This window comes from Bradyrhizobium stylosanthis (assembly GCF_001641335.1).
In the GTDB taxonomy this organism is placed as follows: Bacteria; Pseudomonadota; Alphaproteobacteria; order Rhizobiales; family Xanthobacteraceae; genus Bradyrhizobium; species Bradyrhizobium stylosanthis.
Genome location: NZ_LVEM01000005.1, coordinates 129,249 through 145,045, shown reverse-complemented (window position 1 = coordinate 145,045; position 15,797 = coordinate 129,249). Strand labels below are relative to the sequence as shown.

Sequence of the window (15,797 nt, the reverse complement as noted above, 5' to 3'; positions counted from 1 at the left end):
AAGGTGTACACACCTTCGCGTTTGGCAGGCGTTTTGCTTGGCAAAACAAGCCCCAGTTCGCTATACGGCGAAGAGGGTGGGCTGCCGCAGACTGTATCCCGGTTCGGGCGGCGCTGATTCGGTGCAAGCGAGAGTTTGCGCCTGCGCCGGACAAACAATTTGGTTGTTTTTCTGGAGTTTTGGTCCAGCCGCCGGCCGATACCGCCGGGCCGGGCAGACGGAGGAGATTGAGGGTTCATGCGGAGCGCGTCGGGAGGTCCCCGCGTCTTGTTGAGACGGCTCCGCGAAACCATGGCGGAGCAGGTCTCGGCCCAGGAGCGGCTGGACAAGATCGTGGTGCTGATCGCCGCCAACATGGTGGCCGAGGTGTGCTCGGTCTACGTGCTGCGCATCGACAACACGCTCGAGCTCTACGCCACCGAAGGCCTCAACCGCGAGGCAGTGCACCATACCGTGCTGAGCGCCCATGAGGGCCTGGTCGGCCTCGTTGCCAGCGAGGCGACGCCGCTCAACCTCAGCGATGCCCAGAGCCACCCGGCCTTCTCGTTCCGCCCCGAGACCGGCGAAGAAATCTATCACTCCTTCCTCGGCGTGCCGATCCTGCGCGCCGGCAACACGCTCGGCGTGCTGGTGGTGCAGAACCGCGCCAAGCGCAATTATGTCGAGGAGGAGCTCGAGGCGCTGCAGACCACCGCCATGGTGCTGGCCGAGCTGATCGCCTCCGGCGAGCTGTCCGCGCTGGCGCAGCCCGGCCAGGAGCCGGCCGCGCGCCATTCGGCGCAGAAGGTCGGCGCCATCCTGTCGGAAGGCATCGCGCTCGGCCATGTCGTGCTGCACGAGCCGCGCGTCGTCATCAAGGACTACATCGCGGAGGACCTGCCGAAGGAGATCAAGCGGCTCGACACCGCGCTCGCCAAGCTGCGCGCCGATCTCGACCGCATGCTGGAGCGCGGCGACGTCGCCGAGGGCGGCGAGCACCGCGAGGTGCTGGAAGCCTACCGCATGTTCGCCAACGACCAGGGCTGGTCGCACAAGCTGCACGAGGCGGTCGCCACCGGCCTCACCGCGGAAGCCGCCGTCGAGCGCGTGCAGTCCGACACCCGCGCGCGCATGCTGCGCTCGACCGATCCCTATTTGCGCGACCGGCTGCACGACCTCGAGGACCTCGGCTATCGCCTGATGCGGCAGCTGGTCGGCCAGGATCATGCGCCGTCACGCGAGCAATTGCCCGACAACGCCATCGTCATCGCCCGCGCGATGGGCCCGGCGGCGCTGCTCGACTACGACCGCAAGCGCCTGCGCGGCATCGTGCTGGAGGAAGGCACCGCCAACTCGCACGTCTCGATCGTGGCGCGCGCGCTGGGCATTCCCGCCGTCGGCGAGGTGCCGAACGCGCCCGGCATTGCCGATCCCGGCGATGCCATCATCGTCGACGGCACCTCGGGCTCGATCTATGTGCGCCCGTCGCAGGAGATCGAGGCCGCGTTCGCCGAGCGCGTGCGCTTCCGCGCCCGCCGCCAGGCGCAATATCTGGCGCTGCGCGACCGGCCCTGCATGACCAGAGACGGCCAGAAGGTCGAGCTGATGATCAATGCGGGGTTGGCCATCGACCTGCCGCATATCGAGGACACCGGCAGCGCCGGCATCGGCCTGTTCCGCACCGAGCTGCAGTTCATGGTGGGACAGAGCCTGCCGCGCACCAGCGACCAGCTTGCGCTGTATCGCACCGTGCTGGACGCCGCGGGCGACAAGCCCGTGACCTTCCGCACCCTCGACATCGGCGGCGACAAGGCGCTGCCCTATATGGAAGCCGTGATCGAGGAGAATCCCGCGCTGGGCTGGCGCGCGATCCGGCTCGGCCTCGATCGTCCCGGCCTGCTGCGCGGCCAGATCCGCGCGCTGCTCCGCGCCGGCGGCGGCCGATCGCTGAAGATCATGTTCCCGATGATCTCGGAGGTCGCCGAATTCGATTCGGCGAAGGCGCTGGTCGAGCGCGAGCTCACTTACCTGCGCCAGCACGGCCACACGCTGCCTGAACGAATCGACATCGGCACCATGGTCGAGGTGCCCGCCCTGCTCTACCAGCTCGACGAGCTCCTGAAGAAGGTCGACTTCATCTCGGTCGGCTCCAACGATCTGTTCCAGTTCCTGTTCGCGGTCGACCGCGGCAACGCAAAAGTCTCCGAGCGCTTCGACACCATGTCGGCGCCGATCCTGCGCGCGCTGCGCGACATCGCGCGCAAGGCGCAGGGCGCGCAGAAATCGCTCTCGCTCTGCGGCGAGATGGCCTCCAAGCCGATCGGCGCGCTGGCGCTGATCGCGCTCGGCTACCGCTCGCTGTCGCTCTCGGCGACCGCGCTCGGCCCGGTCAAGGCCATGGTGCTCGATCTCGACGCCAGGAAGGCCGAAGCGATGCTGGGCCCGCTGCTGGACGCGCCCGCGGGCAGCGTCTCGATCCGGCAGAAGCTGACGGAGTTTGCCGAGGCCGAGGGCCTTGCGTTGTAGCGGGCCTGTCGCCCGCTCCCCACCGCCCTCGCCTTCTTCCGCCCTTGAGACTGAACCGATGTCGTCACTCCCCGAAGCCAAACTGGACCTCCTGCTCGCCCATCATGCCTCGCTCGAGGCCGAATCGCTGGGGCAGCTCGCCTCGGAGCGCTACGTGCAGATCACGCGCGAGCTCGCCGAGATCACGCCGCTGATCGAGGCGGTGAAGGAATATCGCTCGGCCGTGAAAGAGCTCGCCGACACCGAGGCGCTGATCGCCGATCCCGCGACCGATGCGGAGATGCGCGGCATGGCGGAGGCCGAGCGCGGCGAGCTGACGCCGAAGATCGAGGAGCTCGTCCAGAATATCCGCGTCGCGTTGCTGCCCAAGGACGCCATGGACGACCGCAACGTGATGCTGGAAATCCGCGCCGGCACCGGCGGCGACGAGGCCTCGCTGTTCGCCGGCGATCTGTTCCGGATGTACGAGCGCTTCGCGGCCCTGCAGGGCTGGAAGGTCGAGGTGATCTCGGCGAGCGAAGGCACCGTCGGCGGCTACAAGGAAATCATCGCGGAGGTGCAGGGCCGCGGTGCGTTCTCGAAGCTGAAATTCGAATCCGGCGTGCACCGCGTGCAGCGCGTGCCCGACACCGAAACGCAAGGGCGGATCCACACCTCGGCCGCCACCGTTGCGGTGCTGCCCGAGGTCGAGGAGGTCGACGTCGACATCAAGAACGACGACCTCCGGATCGAGACCATGCGCGCGGGCGGCGCCGGCGGCCAGCACGTCAACAAGACGGAATCGGCGATCCGCATCACCCACATCCCGACCGGCATCGTGGTGATGATGCAGGACAGCCGCTCGCAGCACAAGAATCGCGCCTCCGCGATGAACATCCTGCGTTCGCGCATCTACGATGCCGAGCGCCAGCGCGTCGAGGCCGCACGCTCGGCCGAGCGCAAGGAGAAGGTCGGCTCCGGCGACCGCTCCGAGCGCATCCGCACCTACAATTTTCCGCAAGGCCGCGTCACCGACCACCGCATCAACCTGACGCTCTACAAGCTGCCGCAGGTGATCGCGGGCGAAGCGCTGGGCGAGCTGATCGACGCGCTGACCACCGAGCACCAGGCCGCGCAGCTCGCCGCGCAAGGCGCGGCGGCGTGACGGGCGCGTGAGCAACCCCTTCACCGGGCAATCCATCGAGCGCGCGCGCCGCGCGCTGGCGGCGCAATTGAGATCGGCTCGGCCCGACGAAGCCGAGCTCGACGCCCGCATCCTGATCGGCGCGGCGCTCGGCCTCGATCTCACCGGCCTGATCGCGCAGGGCGCGCGGCTCCTCACGGCATCCGAAGCGTCGCAGCTCGCGCAATATGCCGAACGCCGGATCGCGGGCGAGCCGGTCGCGCGCATCCTCGGGACGCGCGAATTCTGGGGCCTGCCGCTTCGCCTCTCGGACGCGACACTGGTCCCGCGTCCCGACACCGAGACCGTGGTCGAGCGCGCGCTCGAGCTGTTTCGTGAACGGAAGACCGACCAGCCCCGCATCGCCGACATCGGCACCGGCTCCGGCGCGATCCTGCTCGCGCTGCTGCACGAGATTCCCGATGCCTTCGGTGTCGGCACCGATCTCAGCCTCACCGCACTCGGCACCGCGCGCGGCAATGCCGCTGCTCTCGGCCTCGGCAACCGGTCCGGCTTCGTCGCCTGCTCCTATCTGGCGGCGCTCTCGGGCCCGTTTGACCTGATCGTGTCGAATCCGCCCTATATCCCGTCGGCCGAAATTCCGAAATTGAGCGTCGAGGTGCGCGAGCACGACCCGCATCTGGCGCTCGACGGCGGCAATGACGGGTATGATGCCTACCGCGCCCTGATCCCGCAGGCGGCCGAGCGCCTCGCTCCCGGCGGCGCGCTGATCGTCGAGGCCGGACAGGGCCAGGCCAGAAATATTGAAACCTTGATGGCCGCTGCCGCGTTGGTAGTGGACAGGCCACCCAAGGCCGATTTGGCGGGCATCCCGAGGGCCGTGTCGGCCCGAAAAATGCCCCCATAAAAGCCGGATTGGCTTGTAAAAAGCTCTTGGAATATCCCTTGGGAACGACTACGTTCCGGTCAACACATCGGTGCCGGCCCCGTAGACCTACGGGCGAAAGCCGGGCTCTCGGGCGAGAGCTTTACTGATTTAAAGGTTCCAAGCCGCAGGTCCTGTTGAGCGCGATGGCCCAGTGAGCTGCGCTGCTCTCCGACCGCAAAGTGAACGAAAGCCTGATATTGCGCTTGAACACTTACGCAAGAAAGCTGGGCTTGTTTCGGCAGGCGATATGAATGGGTTCGCTGGCAATCAATGCTGGCGGGTGGGGAACGCGTCTTTGTTGAACGCGACGGTCGACGAACATTGGCAGGGTTCAACCCGCTCTCACGCGCGGTGCGTGCGAGCACTGTGAACCGTTGTCATCAGGTCAGTCTCAGCAATCAGTAATGCGTGCAACCTTTAGGGCTGGAATTAAAGGCAGGACATGAGAAACGGTCAGAACAAGCAGCGGATGCGCAACCGCAACAATAATAACAACAACAATAACCGGCGCGGCCAGAACCCGATGACCCGGGTCTACGAGTCCAACGGTCCCGATATCAAGATCCGCGGCACGGCTTCGCATATCGCCGAAAAGTATCTTCAGCTCGCGCGCGATGCACGCTCCTCCGGCGACCCCGTTGCGGCCGAGAACTACTACCAGCATGCCGAGCACTATTTCCGCCTGATCGCGGCCGCCCAGGAGCAGTTCCGCCAGAACCAGCAGCCGCGCGGCGACGAGCCGATCAGCAACACCAGCGGCGACGACAGCGAGGACGACGGCGAGAATTTCTCGGCATTCGGCCAGGAGCCGGGCTTCGTGCCGCAGCCGCCGCAGCAACAGCAGCCCTTCATGCGCGACCGCGACGGCCAGCGCGATCATCACCAGCGTGATCACCAGCCGCGCGACAATCAGCAGCCCTATCAGCGCGACAACCAGCAGCCGCGCGAGCATCGCGAACGCGATCACCGCGCTCAGCCGCAATACCAGCCGCAACCGCAACCGCAACCCGCGAACCAGCCGCAGCCCGTCATCGCCGAGGCCGGCGGCGTCGATCGCCTGCCCTCCTTCATCACCGGCGCGCAGCCGCAAGTGAATGTCGGCACGAATGGCGCCCAGGGCAACTTCGAGGGCGGCGGTGGCGGCGAGCGCTTTCCGCGCCGGCGGCGCCGGCCGCATGGCCCGCGCCCCGAACGCGAGGCCGCTCCGGCGGCGTCCGGCGACGATCTCGCGCCGAGCGAGTAAGCCTCTTTTCGATTTTCCGAGCTGTATCGTCCCGGCCTCGCGCCGGGACGATTTGTTTTCAGCCGCGCGTCGCCGTCGTCGAGGACGGCACCAGCACGGGCTTGGCCAGCGAGGGAATCAGCCGCGCCCGCTCGCGCTTGGCGGGGATCGCGCGATAGACCTGCTTGGTGGCCTCGACGATATGGACGCCGGCAAACGGCAGCGACAGCGCCGCACCGGCACGCTCCCACATCTGCGCCGATTTCAGCACCCAGCCGCCGGCATAAGGCGGCATGAACAGCGCCTCGCCCCAGGCGGTCGGTGTGAACCAGGTCTGGCGCAACAGGTCGGTGATCTGCGAGCGCGAATAGGGCCGGCCGTGACCGAACGGCGTGCTGTCGGTGCGGGTCCATACGCCGCGCCTGTTCGGAATCACCGCCATGACGCGGCCGGAGGCGGACAGCACCCGCCACACCTCGCGCAGCAGCGCGGCCGGATCGTCCGACATCTCCAGCGCGTGGACCAGCAGGATGCGGTCGACCGCGGCGTCCGGAAGCGGCAGCGAGAACTCGTCCACCAGCGAGGCCAGCGCCGGCCGCCCCGTCGGCCATTTCAGCACGCCCTGGGCCGCCGGCATGAAGGCGATGCAGCGCTCGGCATCCTCGCGGAACAACCCCAGATAGGGCGTGGGATAGCCGATGCCGAGCACGCGCTGGCCCTCGGCACCCGGCCAGCGTTCCCGGATGCCGCGGTTGATCATCTGCCGCGCCACAATGCCGAGGCGGCGGGAATAGAACTCGCGGAGGTCGACGACGTCGATGGTCATGACGGCAATGTAACATGCGCGAGGGCACGCCTGCGCGCGGAATATTGCATTGCCTGCGCAACGTTAACGCCATATTTGTCTGGCGGGGCTGAGCCCGATGGAGATGACATGGCCGCCGAAATTCGTACTTTCAGCTGTTTAAACGACAATTTCGGTTATCTGATCCACGATGTGGAAACCAAGGCGACGGCGTCGGTCGACGCGCCGGAGGCTGGTCCCATCCTGAAGGCGCTGGAGCGCGAGGGCTGGCAGCTCACCGATATCCTGATCACCCATCATCACGGCGATCATGTCGGCGGCGTCGCCGAGCTCAAGCAGAAATACAATTGCCGCGTCGTCGCGCCGCACGACAAGTCGGCGAAGATCGCCAATGTCGATTTGCGCGTCGCCAATGCCGACGTGGTCAAGATCGGCAATCTGCTGGCGCGCGTCGTGGAGACGCCCGGCCATACGCTCGACCACATCTCCTACGTGTTCGACAATGAGAAGACCGTGTTCGCCGCCGACACGCTGTTCTCGATCGGCTGCGGCCGCGTGTTCGAGGGCACCTATCCGATGATGTGGGATTCGCTGCTGAAGCTGCGCGCCCTGCCCGACGACTTCAATCTCTATTGCGGTCACGAATATACCGCGTCCAACGTCAAATTCGCCCTTACCATCGACCCCGACAATGCCGCGCTGCAGGCGCGCGCGGCGGAGGTGACGAGGCTGCGGGCGGAGAACAAGCCGACCATTCCCGTGCTGCTTGGCGACGAGAAGCGGGCGAACGTGTTCCTGCGCGCCGATGAGCCCTCGATTGCAGCCAGGCTGCACATGAAGGGCGCGGATGCCGCCGCGGTGTTCGGCGAACTCCGCGAGCGCAAAAATAAATCCTGAAGAAAAACCTGACGAGGATCGATGCCGACCGCCGCCGAGATCATCGCGCGCCTCGAACTCCGCCCGCATCCCGAAGGCGGGCACTATCGCGAGACGTTTCGCGACCAGACCACTGATACCAACGGGCGCTCGCGTTCGACGCTGATCTACTTTCTGCTCGCGCGCGGCGAACGCTCGCACTGGCATCGCATCGATGCGGTCGAGAGCTGGCACTATTACGCCGGCAGTCCCCTGACGCTGCGCATCGCCCATGACGGCTGCTCGCAGCACGAGGTACGGCTCGGCACCGACCTCATCGGCGGCGAGCGGCCCCAGGCCATCGTGCCGGCGAATGCCTGGCAGATGGCCGAGACCACCGGCGAGTGGACGCTGGTCGGCTGCACGGTGGCGCCGGCGTTCGAGTTCGCGAAGTTCGAGCTCGCACCGAACGGCTGGGAGCCCTGAAATCGCAATCCGGAAGCGGGTGGGTCCGATCTGCTTCCCGCTCTAGGACAACGCTCCCAATCAAGAGGAGCGCACTATGCACGGAACATTCGACCCGACGGTCCAGATCGACCCCGCCATCCTGTATTTCGGAACGCCCGTCGTCCTGATCGGATCGACCAATGAGGACGGCTCGCACAATCTCGCGCCGATGTCCTCGGCGTGGTGGGTGGGGTGGCGCTGCATGCTTGGGCTCGCCCGCAATTCCAAGACCACCGAGAACATGATTCGCACCGGCGAATGCGTGCTCAATCTGCCGCCGGCCGACCTCGTCGCGGCGGTCGACCGCCTCGCCCGCACGACGGGATCGGATCCGGTGCCACCCGGAAAACTTTATCGTGGCTACCGGCACGAGAAGGACAAGTTCGAACTCAGCGGCCTCACGGCACTGCCGGCCGAGACGGTCAACGCTCCGCGCGCGGCCGAGTGCGCGGTGCAGATGGAAGCGAAGGTCGCCCATGTGCATGAGATGGCACAGGACGATAAGGTCTGGCGCGGCAATCTCGCTGCGATCGAGGTCCGCATCACTCGCGTGCATGCGCACCCTCACATCATGATGGAGGGCGCACCCAATCGGATCGATCCCGACAAATGGCGCCCGCTGATTCTCAGCTTCCAGGAATTCTACGGCCTGACGCCGCAGCGCCTGCAGCGCTCCGAGCTCGGACAGATTCCCGAAGCGATGTACCGGCCGCCGGGCTGGCAGCCGGCGCTCTAGCGGCGGCTCAATCCTGGTCGGCCGGGATGGACTTCCGCACGGGTACGCGACGAGCGATCCTCGTCGGAAGCGCATCGTAGGCCGGCCGGTACCCGCCGGCCCGGTATTCCTCCTCCGTCAGCTGGACGTAGGATTGTCCATCGGTGACCGTGACCGTCTCGGGCCGGCCATTCACCCTCTCGTTCCGATGCGTGCCCTTGAACGTCCCGGGATTCGCGCCGGTTTGCGCGACGACGTCCGGCCCCGCGACCATCACGGTCAACATCAGCGCCATGGCCAATGAGCGAATCATCGTTTCCTCAGCACCATGTCCTTCGCCGCGATCAGGCCGCCGCCTGCGATCAGGATCGCGGCGATGGCGATGTTGGCGCTGGCCTTGGCAAAGCCCGCGGCGATGAGGAAGCCGGTCGACAGCAGCGGCGTCGCGTAGGAGGCGGCGCCGAGCACGCGGATGTCGCCGCGCTTCATGCCGATGTCCCAGGCGTAGAAGGCGGCCCCGACGGGCCCGATGCCGAGCGCGATCACGGAGAGCCATTGCAGCGTGGTCTCCGGCCACACGGTGGTCTCCAGCAGGCCATGCATCAGCGCCGCGAGCGCCGAGGTGGCGAGGCAGAAGCCCGCGACCGCATCGGTCGGCACCGCCTTCAGCCGGCGCGACAGCACCGAATAGGCCGCCCACACGAAGGCAGCGACGAAGGCCGCGATCAATCCCGGCACGGCGCCGGGCTCAAAGCCGCTGGTGTTGCCGGCGAACAGCAGCACCGTGCCGACGAGGCCGAGCACGGCACCGACGATATGATGGATGGCGAGCCGCTCCCCCGGCAGGAAGGACGAGAACAGCACGATCAAGAGCGGCCACATGTAGTTCAGAAGGCCTGCTTCGGCCGGCGGCGCGAAGCGCAGCGCGAGGAAATACAGCGCGTGATAGCCGAACAGGCCGCCGACGCCGACGAGCCAGACGACGAGCGGCTGGCGCAGGCTCTTCGCCGCGTCGCCGCGGCCGATCCAGGTGAGCAGGCCGACGAGACCACCGATCGCGAACGTCATCGCGGCGAGCTGGAACGCCGGGATCTTTCCGGTCGCAACCGTCATCACTGAGAGCAGCGACCACATCAGGATTGCGGTCAATCCGATCAGCGTCGCGGTGCGGGGAGTCATCGGCCAATTTCCGTCATGGCCGGGCTTGTCCCGGCCATCCACGTTCTTCCGTGGCGACGGTTGTTTTAAGGCCGTGGATGCCCGGGACAAGCCCGGGCATGACGACTTTACCGATATCGGCGCACCTGATGCCTGCGCATCACACCATGTACTGGCCGCCGTTGACCGTCAGCGTCGAGCCGGTGATGGCGCCGGCCTCATCGGCGGCGAGGAACACGACCGCGCGCGCGATCTCTTCGGGCTCGCCGAGACGGCCGATCGGGATCAGCGGCAGGATGGCCTTTTCCAGCACGTCCTTCGGCACCGCCTGCACCATCTCGGTGTTGATGTAGCCCGGGCAGATCGCGTTCACGGTGACGCCGCCCTTGGCGTTCTCCAGCGCCAGGGCCTTGGTGAACCCGATCTCGCCGGCCTTCGCCGCAGAATAGTTCACCTGGCCGAACTGTCCCTTCTGGCCGTTGATCGAGGAGATGTTGATGATGCGGCCGAACTTGCGCCCGCGCATGCCTTCGATGACCTGGCGCGACATGTTGAAGAGCGAGCCGAGATTGGTGCCGATCACGGCATTCCATTGCTCGAGACTCATCTTGTGGAAGGCACCGTCCTTGGTGATGCCGGCATTGTTGACGAGCACGTCGACCGGGCCGACCTCGGCCTCGACCTTCTTCACGCCTTCGGCGCAGGCGTCGAAATTGCTGACGTCCCATTTGAAGACGGCGATGCCGGTCTCGGCCTTGAACTTCTCCGCCGCCGCATCGTTGCCGGCATAGCTTGCCGCGACCTTGTAGCCTGACGCCTTCAGCGCCTTGCTGATCGCAGCTCCGATGCCCCGCGTACCACCCGTCACCAGTGCAACACGTGCCATATCGTATTCCTTCCCTTGGACTCTTCCTTGGACTCTTCGGACGTTTCTGAGTGATCGTTTTTAGTCGTGGATTATGCGGGACGTTTGACGGACATCAAGAACAAAACGCCCGGCGTGAGCCGGGCGTTTGTCTTTAATCGAGCGTTGCGCGGTTGCGAAGAATATTTGATTTGCAACCGCCGCCTTTTTAGTCGCGTGCAACGCACTCAATCAGGTGTGCGGCGCACGCGTCAGCTTCATGTCAGCGACCTTCAGTCGCGCGCCAGACACATCGCGATACCCATGCCGCCGCCGATGCACAGCGTGGCCAGGCCCTTCTTCGCATCGCGCTTCTGCATCTCGTGCAGCAGCGTCACCAGCACGCGCGCGCCGGAGGCGCCGACCGGATGGCCGATCGCGATCGCGCCGCCGTTGACGTTGACCTTCGAGGTATCCCAGCCGAGGTCCTTGTTGACGGCGCAGGCCTGCGCCGCGAAGGCCTCGTTGGCCTCGATGAGATCGAGATCGCCGACGTTCCAGCCGGCCTTCTTCAGCGCGGCACGCGAGGCCGGGATCGGGCCCGAGCCCATGATCTTCGGATCGACGCCGGCCTGCGCCCAGGACACGATGCGCGCGAGCGGCTTCTTGCCTTCCTTGGCGGCCTGCTTGGCGGTCATCAGCACCACGGCGGCAGCGCCGTCGTTGATGCCGGAGGCCGAGCCGGCGGTGACCGTGCCGTCCTTCTCGAAGGCGGGACGGAGCTTGGCCATCGCGTCGAGGGTCGCACCATGACGCGGATATTCGTCGGCGCTGACAACGACGTCACCCTTGCGGGTCTTGATGGTGACGGGCACGATCTCGTCGTTGAACTTGCCGGCCTTCTGCGCGGCTTCGGCCTTCTGCTGCGAGGCGACCGCGAATTCGTCCTGCTGCGCGCGGGTGATCTGCCACTGCCGCGCGACGTTCTCGGCGGTGTTGCCCATGTGGTAGCCGTTGAAGGCATCCCACAGGCCGTCCTTGATCATGGTGTCGACGAATTCGAGCGCGCCCATCTTGACGCCGCCGCGCAGATACTGGGCGTGCGGGGCCATGCTCATGGATTCCTGGCCGCCGGCGACCACGATCTCGGAATCGCCGTTGAGCAGCGCCTGGTAGCCGAGTGCGACCGTGCGCAGACCCGAGCCGCAAAGCTGGTTCACGCCCCAGGCCGGGCTCTCCACCGGGATGCCGGCCATGATCGAAGCCTGGCGGGCGGGGTTCTGACCCTGGGCGGCGGTCAGGATCTGACCCATGATGACTTCCGAAACCCGGCCGGGCTCGATGCCACCGCGCTCCAGCGCAGCCTTGATGGCGACGGCGCCGAGGTCATGGGCGGGAAGGGTCGCGAACGCTCCGTTGAAGCTTCCGACCGGGGTGCGGGCGGCGCTGACGATGACGACATCGTCTGACATGGGCATCTCCTGGGGCTTGAGGTTCTGAAGAAAAGGGGCAGGCGGGCACTTCAAATGGCCCGTCAGTCTCGTCCGGCATCCTGTTAACGTCATTGAACCATGTCAATGCCGCAGCGCATTCAAAATAGTGTTCTTGGCGCTTTCGCAAGCACGTTTTTGCTGTGCAATTAACCGTGGCGCACAAAACGGTAGCGTAAGCCCTTTGAAAATGCTTATTTTGTTGCGTTGCGTACTCTTCCCGCCCTGCGGCATAGCCCGCCGGGTTCCCGTTCTCAGCGTTTGCAAGTGAGAGCCCATGGCGAAATCAGACCAACCCACCACGATCAAGAAATACGCGAACCGCCGGCTCTATAACACCGGAACGAGTACATATGTGACGCTGGAAGACCTCGCCGCCATGGTCAAGGACGGCGAAGACTTCCTGGTCTACGACGCCAAGACCGGCGACGACATTACCCGCTCCGTGCTGGCCCAGATCATCTTCGAGCAGGAGAACAAGGCCGGCCAGAACCTGCTCCCGACCACCTTCCTGCGCCAGCTGATCCGCTTCTACGGCGACAGCATGCAGATGGTGGTGCCGAAGTATCTGGAGCAGTCGATCGCGACGCTGACCCAGGAGCAGGAGAAGTTCCGCAAGCAGATCGCCAACACGCTGTCCGGCACGCCCTTCGCGCCGCTGGAGGAGCAGGTCCGCCGCAACATGGAGCTGTTCCAGCAGACCTTCTCGATGTTCAAGCCGTTCGCCGCGCCCCGCCCGACGGCAGGCCCCGAGCCGGAGCCCGATGCCAGCGCCGAGGCACCGAAGGACAGCAACATCGACGACCTGCGCCAGCAGATGAAAGACATGCAGGAGCGCCTCGAGCGCATGTCGAAGAAGGAGGAGTAGTCCTCCGTTCGCGCCGGCGCGTCCGTACCTGCGGGCGCGCGAATTGCCACTTGATCCCGGCGGCGCGCCGCCTGCGCGCTGCCGTTTCCGGCCGGAGCCGGAGCCGCCATGTCCGACCGCACCACGCACTGGCAGAACGTCTACGCCACCAAGGGCGAAGCAGAGGTCAGCTGGTTTCAGGACAGTCCGACCATCTCGCTCGACCTGATCCGCGCAGCCGCACCCGATCATGGCGCTGCCATCATCGATATCGGCGGCGGCGCCTCGCGGCTGGTCGATGCGCTGCTGCAGGACGGCTACCGCGATGTCGCGGTGCTGGATCTCTCCGCCAACGCGCTCGAGGCGGCAAGGAAACGAATCGGCCCGGCCGCTTCAAAGGTCGACTGGATCGTCGCCGACGCCACGACATGGCGGCCGGCGAAAACCTATGATGTCTGGCACGACCGCGCGGCGTTTCACTTCCTGACCGATCCGCAGGACAGGGCAGCTTACGTCGAGCGCCTGCGGTCGGCGCTCGCCCGCGGCGGCCAAATCATCATCGCGACGTTTGCACCTGACGGTCCGGAGAAATGCAGCGGCCTGCCGGTGCAGCGCAATGACAGCGCGAGCCTGACCGCGGAGCTCGGGCCGGATTTCGAACTGGTCGAGACGCGGAGCGAGATACATCGCACGCCGTGGGATTCGACGCAGGCGTTTCAGTTCAGCCGGTTTAGGAGACAGAAGTAGCTCTCGTCATGGCCGGGCTTGTCCCGGCCATCGACGCGCCACCGCGCACAAGGACAAACGTGGATGCCCGGGACAAGCCCGGGCATGACGACGGAAAGTGCCGATCAAGCCGCCAGCTTCACCGCATGCGCGAAGTCCCAATAGAGCTTGCGTGCCCTGGTGTAGAACGGGCCGGGCTTCAACTCGCGCTCGTCGATGCGGATCACCGGCGCGACCTTGGCGAAATTGCCGGACGAGAAAATCTCGTCGGCGGCGAGGAAGTCGGCATAGCGCAGCGTCTTCTCGACCACGGTGACGCCGTCGCCGCGAAGCAGGCTGATGACGCGCTGCCGCGTGATGCCGTTGAGGAAGGTGCCGTTCGGCACCGGCGTGAACACCACGCCGTCCTTGGCCATGAACACGTTGGAATTGCCGAACTCGGCGACGTTGCCGAGCATGTCGAGCATCAGCGCGTTCTGGAAACCGCGGGAAGCTGCTTCTGCGAGCGCCCGCGAATTGTTCGGATAAAGACAGGCGGCCTTCGCTTCGACCGGCGCACATTCGGTCGTCGGCCGGCGGAACGGCGACAGCGTGATGGCGTTGCCGACGGGTTTCGGTATCGGCGCCTCGTAGATGCACAGACACCAATTGGTCGAGTCAGGATCGAACAGCACGCCGCCGCCCAACCCGCTCTGCGCCCAGTACATCGGGCGGATATAGAGCTCGGCATTCGCGGCGAAACGCGCGATGCCTTCGTTTGCGAGCGCGAGCCAGGTGCCGGCATCGACCACCGGCTTCAGGCCAAAGCTGATCGCCGATTGATTGGTGCGGGCAACGTGACGGTCGAGATCGGGCGCGACGCCCTCGAACGCACGGGCGCCGTCGAACACGACCGAGCCGAGCCAGGCCGCATGCGTGCGCGGCCCCATGATCGGCACATTGCCGTCATGCCATTTGCCCTCGAAGAAGGTCCAGCTCGGTGAATATTCGATCGGCTTTCTGATCTCGGCCATGACCGGTCTCCCTTGGCACGATGTCGCATTATAGCGCCACTATTGGTGGAACTTCTAAATGATTCCCTGCGCAGAAGAGGTAGACTACCTTTTCCCTTAAGGGAGAAGGAAGCAGATGCCGCTCGATCCGCTTGCAAAGCGTTTGTTGACCATGATGGCGGCGGCTGGGCCGCAAGCGCGCAGCCGGCCGAGCGTCGAGGCACGCCGGCAATCGCTGGCCAAGCTGATGCAGTTCGCACGCACTGATGCGCCCGACGTGACGGCGTCCGACGGCATGCTGCCCGGCCCCGGCGGAGAGCTTCCCTACCGGCTCTATTCACCCGCCTCTGCCGGCGAGCACACGCCGGGCTTCGTGTTCTTTCACGGCGGCGGCCTCGTCGCCGGCAGCATTGCCACGCATGACCGCATCGCCGCCGCACTTGCGCATGCGACCGGCTGCCGCCTCGTCTCGGTCGACTACCGCCTCGCGCCCGAACATAAATTCCCGGCCGCCGTGGACGATGCGATCGCCGCGACCGAATGGGTCGCGCGCGAGGCGTCTTCGCTCGGCATCGATGCGGAACGGCTGGTGGTCGGCGGCGATTCCGCCGGTGCCACGTTGGCGGCGATCGTGTGCCAGGAAGCGGCGCAGAACGCTGGCCTCTCCATCGTGGCGCAATGCCTGATCTGTCCGGTGCTGGATTTCGAGGAGACCTCGCCGTCGCGCGAGGAATTCGCGGAAGGGCATCTGATCGATCGCGTCACGATCGAAGCCGATCTCGCCGACTACCTGCCCGGCGACATCGATGCGGCCGATCCCCGCATCTCACCGCTGCGTGCGACGCGCCTCGCCGGCCTGCCAACGGCGATCATCCACACCGCCGAGTTCGACCCGATGCGCGACGAGGGCAACGCCTATGCGCGCAAGCTGCTCACCGCAGGCGTTGCCGTCGAGCACGTCTGCCATGACGGCATGGTCCACAATTTCCATGCGATGGGCGCGATCCTGCCCCAGGCACAGCTCGTGCTGTCGCAGATCGGCGAGCAGGTGCGCCGGGCGGTGGAGAAGTAGAGGCGCGA

Annotated in this window: 16 protein-coding genes; 10 read left to right on the top strand and 6 right to left on the bottom strand. The window is 65.9% G+C overall.

Going from position 1 to position 15,797, the window contains the following annotated elements; all coding sequences use genetic code 11:
• The first annotated feature begins 237 nt into the window (after positions 1 to 237).
• From ptsP to A7X65_RS31955, 4 genes are all read left to right on the top strand, one after another.
• Entirely contained in the window at positions 238 to 2,505 is a 2,268-nt protein-coding gene (gene ptsP, locus A7X65_RS31970; protein ID WP_063692836.1) for a phosphoenolpyruvate--protein phosphotransferase, read from the top strand.
• A gap of 58 nt (positions 2,506 to 2,563) precedes the next feature.
• A complete protein-coding gene (gene prfA, locus A7X65_RS31965) occupies positions 2,564 to 3,649 on the top strand; it encodes a peptide chain release factor 1 (RefSeq protein ID WP_063692834.1) in 1,086 nt (361 codons plus the stop codon).
• A 7-nt stretch (positions 3,650 to 3,656) separates the two neighbouring features.
• The gene (prmC, locus tag A7X65_RS31960) at positions 3,657 to 4,535 is read left to right on the top strand and encodes a peptide chain release factor N(5)-glutamine methyltransferase (RefSeq protein WP_063692832.1); all 879 of its coding nucleotides are present in this window, start codon (positions 3,657 to 3,659) and stop codon (positions 4,533 to 4,535) included.
• A 463-nt stretch (positions 4,536 to 4,998) separates the two neighbouring features.
• Positions 4,999 to 5,799, top strand: a complete 801-nt coding sequence (locus A7X65_RS31955) for a DUF4167 domain-containing protein (RefSeq protein ID WP_063692830.1) — start codon at positions 4,999 to 5,001, stop codon at positions 5,797 to 5,799.
• A 58-nt stretch (positions 5,800 to 5,857) separates the two neighbouring features.
• On the opposite strand, the gene A7X65_RS31950 is transcribed toward A7X65_RS31955, so the two are convergent.
• Entirely contained in the window at positions 5,858 to 6,604 is a 747-nt protein-coding gene (locus A7X65_RS31950; protein WP_063692828.1) for a methyltransferase domain-containing protein, read from the bottom strand.
• A 108-nt stretch (positions 6,605 to 6,712) separates the two neighbouring features.
• Here A7X65_RS31950 and gloB point away from each other — a divergent pair, with 108 nt between their 5' ends.
• The 3 genes from gloB to A7X65_RS31935 all read left to right on the top strand — a co-directional run bounded on the left by gloB (position 6,713) and on the right by A7X65_RS31935 (position 8,681).
• Positions 6,713 to 7,480, top strand: a complete 768-nt coding sequence (gene gloB, locus A7X65_RS31945; RefSeq protein ID WP_063692826.1) for a hydroxyacylglutathione hydrolase — start codon at positions 6,713 to 6,715, stop codon at positions 7,478 to 7,480.
• Between the two features lie 21 nt (positions 7,481 to 7,501).
• Positions 7,502 to 7,924, top strand: a complete 423-nt coding sequence (locus A7X65_RS31940; protein WP_063692824.1) for a cupin domain-containing protein — start codon at positions 7,502 to 7,504, stop codon at positions 7,922 to 7,924.
• Positions 7,925 to 8,000: 76 nt separating this feature from the next.
• On the top strand, positions 8,001 to 8,681 hold the full coding sequence (locus A7X65_RS31935) for a flavin reductase family protein (RefSeq protein ID WP_063692822.1): 681 nt from the start codon (positions 8,001 to 8,003) through the stop codon (positions 8,679 to 8,681).
• Between the two features lie 7 nt (positions 8,682 to 8,688).
• Here the strand turns inward: A7X65_RS31935 and A7X65_RS31930 are convergent, their stop codons facing one another.
• The 4 genes from A7X65_RS31930 to A7X65_RS31915 form a co-directional block, all read right to left on the bottom strand.
• Entirely contained in the window at positions 8,689 to 8,973 is a 285-nt protein-coding gene (locus tag A7X65_RS31930; RefSeq protein ID WP_063692820.1) for a hypothetical protein, read from the bottom strand.
• A complete protein-coding gene (gene yddG / locus A7X65_RS31925; RefSeq protein ID WP_063692818.1) occupies positions 8,970 to 9,839 on the bottom strand; it encodes an aromatic amino acid exporter YddG in 870 nt (289 codons plus the stop codon). The genes A7X65_RS31930 and yddG overlap by 4 nt, the downstream gene beginning before the upstream one ends.
• Positions 9,840 to 9,978: 139 nt before the next feature.
• Positions 9,979 to 10,704: an acetoacetyl-CoA reductase gene (gene phbB, locus A7X65_RS31920; RefSeq protein WP_063692817.1), complete on the bottom strand. Its 726-nt coding sequence runs from the start codon at positions 10,702 to 10,704 to the stop codon at positions 9,979 to 9,981.
• A 251-nt stretch (positions 10,705 to 10,955) separates the two neighbouring features.
• Complete coding sequence (locus A7X65_RS31915) at positions 10,956 to 12,134, bottom strand: acetyl-CoA C-acetyltransferase (RefSeq protein WP_063692816.1); 1,179 nt, start codon at positions 12,132 to 12,134, stop codon at positions 10,956 to 10,958.
• Positions 12,135 to 12,429: 295 nt separating this feature from the next.
• Here A7X65_RS31915 and phaR point away from each other — a divergent pair, with 295 nt between their 5' ends.
• Positions 12,430 to 13,020, top strand: coding sequence for a polyhydroxyalkanoate synthesis repressor PhaR (gene phaR / locus A7X65_RS31910; protein ID WP_063692815.1), 591 nt, complete (start codon positions 12,430 to 12,432; stop codon positions 13,018 to 13,020).
• Between the two features lie 108 nt (positions 13,021 to 13,128).
• A complete protein-coding gene (locus A7X65_RS31905) occupies positions 13,129 to 13,746 on the top strand; it encodes a class I SAM-dependent methyltransferase (protein WP_063692814.1) in 618 nt (205 codons plus the stop codon).
• Positions 13,747 to 13,850: 104 nt separating this feature from the next.
• Here the strand turns inward: A7X65_RS31905 and A7X65_RS31900 are convergent, their stop codons facing one another.
• Entirely contained in the window at positions 13,851 to 14,738 is an 888-nt protein-coding gene (locus A7X65_RS31900; RefSeq protein ID WP_063692812.1) for a branched-chain amino acid aminotransferase, read from the bottom strand.
• Between the two features lie 115 nt (positions 14,739 to 14,853).
• Between A7X65_RS31900 and A7X65_RS31895 the strand changes: the two genes are divergently transcribed.
• Positions 14,854 to 15,789 carry an alpha/beta hydrolase gene (locus tag A7X65_RS31895; RefSeq protein WP_063692810.1) on the top strand — a complete coding sequence of 312 codons (936 nt, stop codon included), beginning with the start codon at positions 14,854 to 14,856 and terminating at the stop codon, positions 15,787 to 15,789.
• Positions 15,790 to 15,797: the final 8 nt, after the last annotated feature.

What these genes read in the sequence shown, in the direction of transcription:
- A7X65_RS31915 (WP_063692816.1), bottom strand. Translation starts at nt 12,134, where the DNA reads ATGTCAGACGATGTCGTCATCGTCAGCGCCGCCCGCACCCCGGTCGGA.
- A7X65_RS31895 (WP_063692810.1), top strand. Translation starts at nt 14,854, where the DNA reads ATGCCGCTCGATCCGCTTGCAAAGCGTTTGTTGACCATGATGGCGGCG.
- phbB (WP_063692817.1), bottom strand. Translation starts at nt 10,704, where the DNA reads ATGGCACGTGTTGCACTGGTGACGGGTGGTACGCGGGGCATCGGAGCT.
- A7X65_RS31935 (WP_063692822.1), top strand. Translation starts at nt 8,001, where the DNA reads ATGCACGGAACATTCGACCCGACGGTCCAGATCGACCCCGCCATCCTG.
- A7X65_RS31950 (WP_063692828.1), bottom strand. Translation starts at nt 6,604, where the DNA reads ATGACCATCGACGTCGTCGACCTCCGCGAGTTCTATTCCCGCCGCCTC.
- yddG (WP_063692818.1), bottom strand. Translation starts at nt 9,839, where the DNA reads ATGACTCCCCGCACCGCGACGCTGATCGGATTGACCGCAATCCTGATG.
- prfA (WP_063692834.1), top strand. Translation starts at nt 2,564, where the DNA reads ATGTCGTCACTCCCCGAAGCCAAACTGGACCTCCTGCTCGCCCATCAT.
- A7X65_RS31940 (WP_063692824.1), top strand. Translation starts at nt 7,502, where the DNA reads ATGCCGACCGCCGCCGAGATCATCGCGCGCCTCGAACTCCGCCCGCAT.
- A7X65_RS31900 (WP_063692812.1), bottom strand. Translation starts at nt 14,738, where the DNA reads ATGGCCGAGATCAGAAAGCCGATCGAATATTCACCGAGCTGGACCTTC.
- A7X65_RS31955 (WP_063692830.1), top strand. Translation starts at nt 4,999, where the DNA reads ATGAGAAACGGTCAGAACAAGCAGCGGATGCGCAACCGCAACAATAAT.
- A7X65_RS31905 (WP_063692814.1), top strand. Translation starts at nt 13,129, where the DNA reads ATGTCCGACCGCACCACGCACTGGCAGAACGTCTACGCCACCAAGGGC.
- ptsP (WP_063692836.1), top strand. Translation starts at nt 238, where the DNA reads ATGCGGAGCGCGTCGGGAGGTCCCCGCGTCTTGTTGAGACGGCTCCGC.
- A7X65_RS31930 (WP_063692820.1), bottom strand. Translation starts at nt 8,973, where the DNA reads ATGATTCGCTCATTGGCCATGGCGCTGATGTTGACCGTGATGGTCGCG.
- gloB (WP_063692826.1), top strand. Translation starts at nt 6,713, where the DNA reads ATGGCCGCCGAAATTCGTACTTTCAGCTGTTTAAACGACAATTTCGGT.
- phaR (WP_063692815.1), top strand. Translation starts at nt 12,430, where the DNA reads ATGGCGAAATCAGACCAACCCACCACGATCAAGAAATACGCGAACCGC.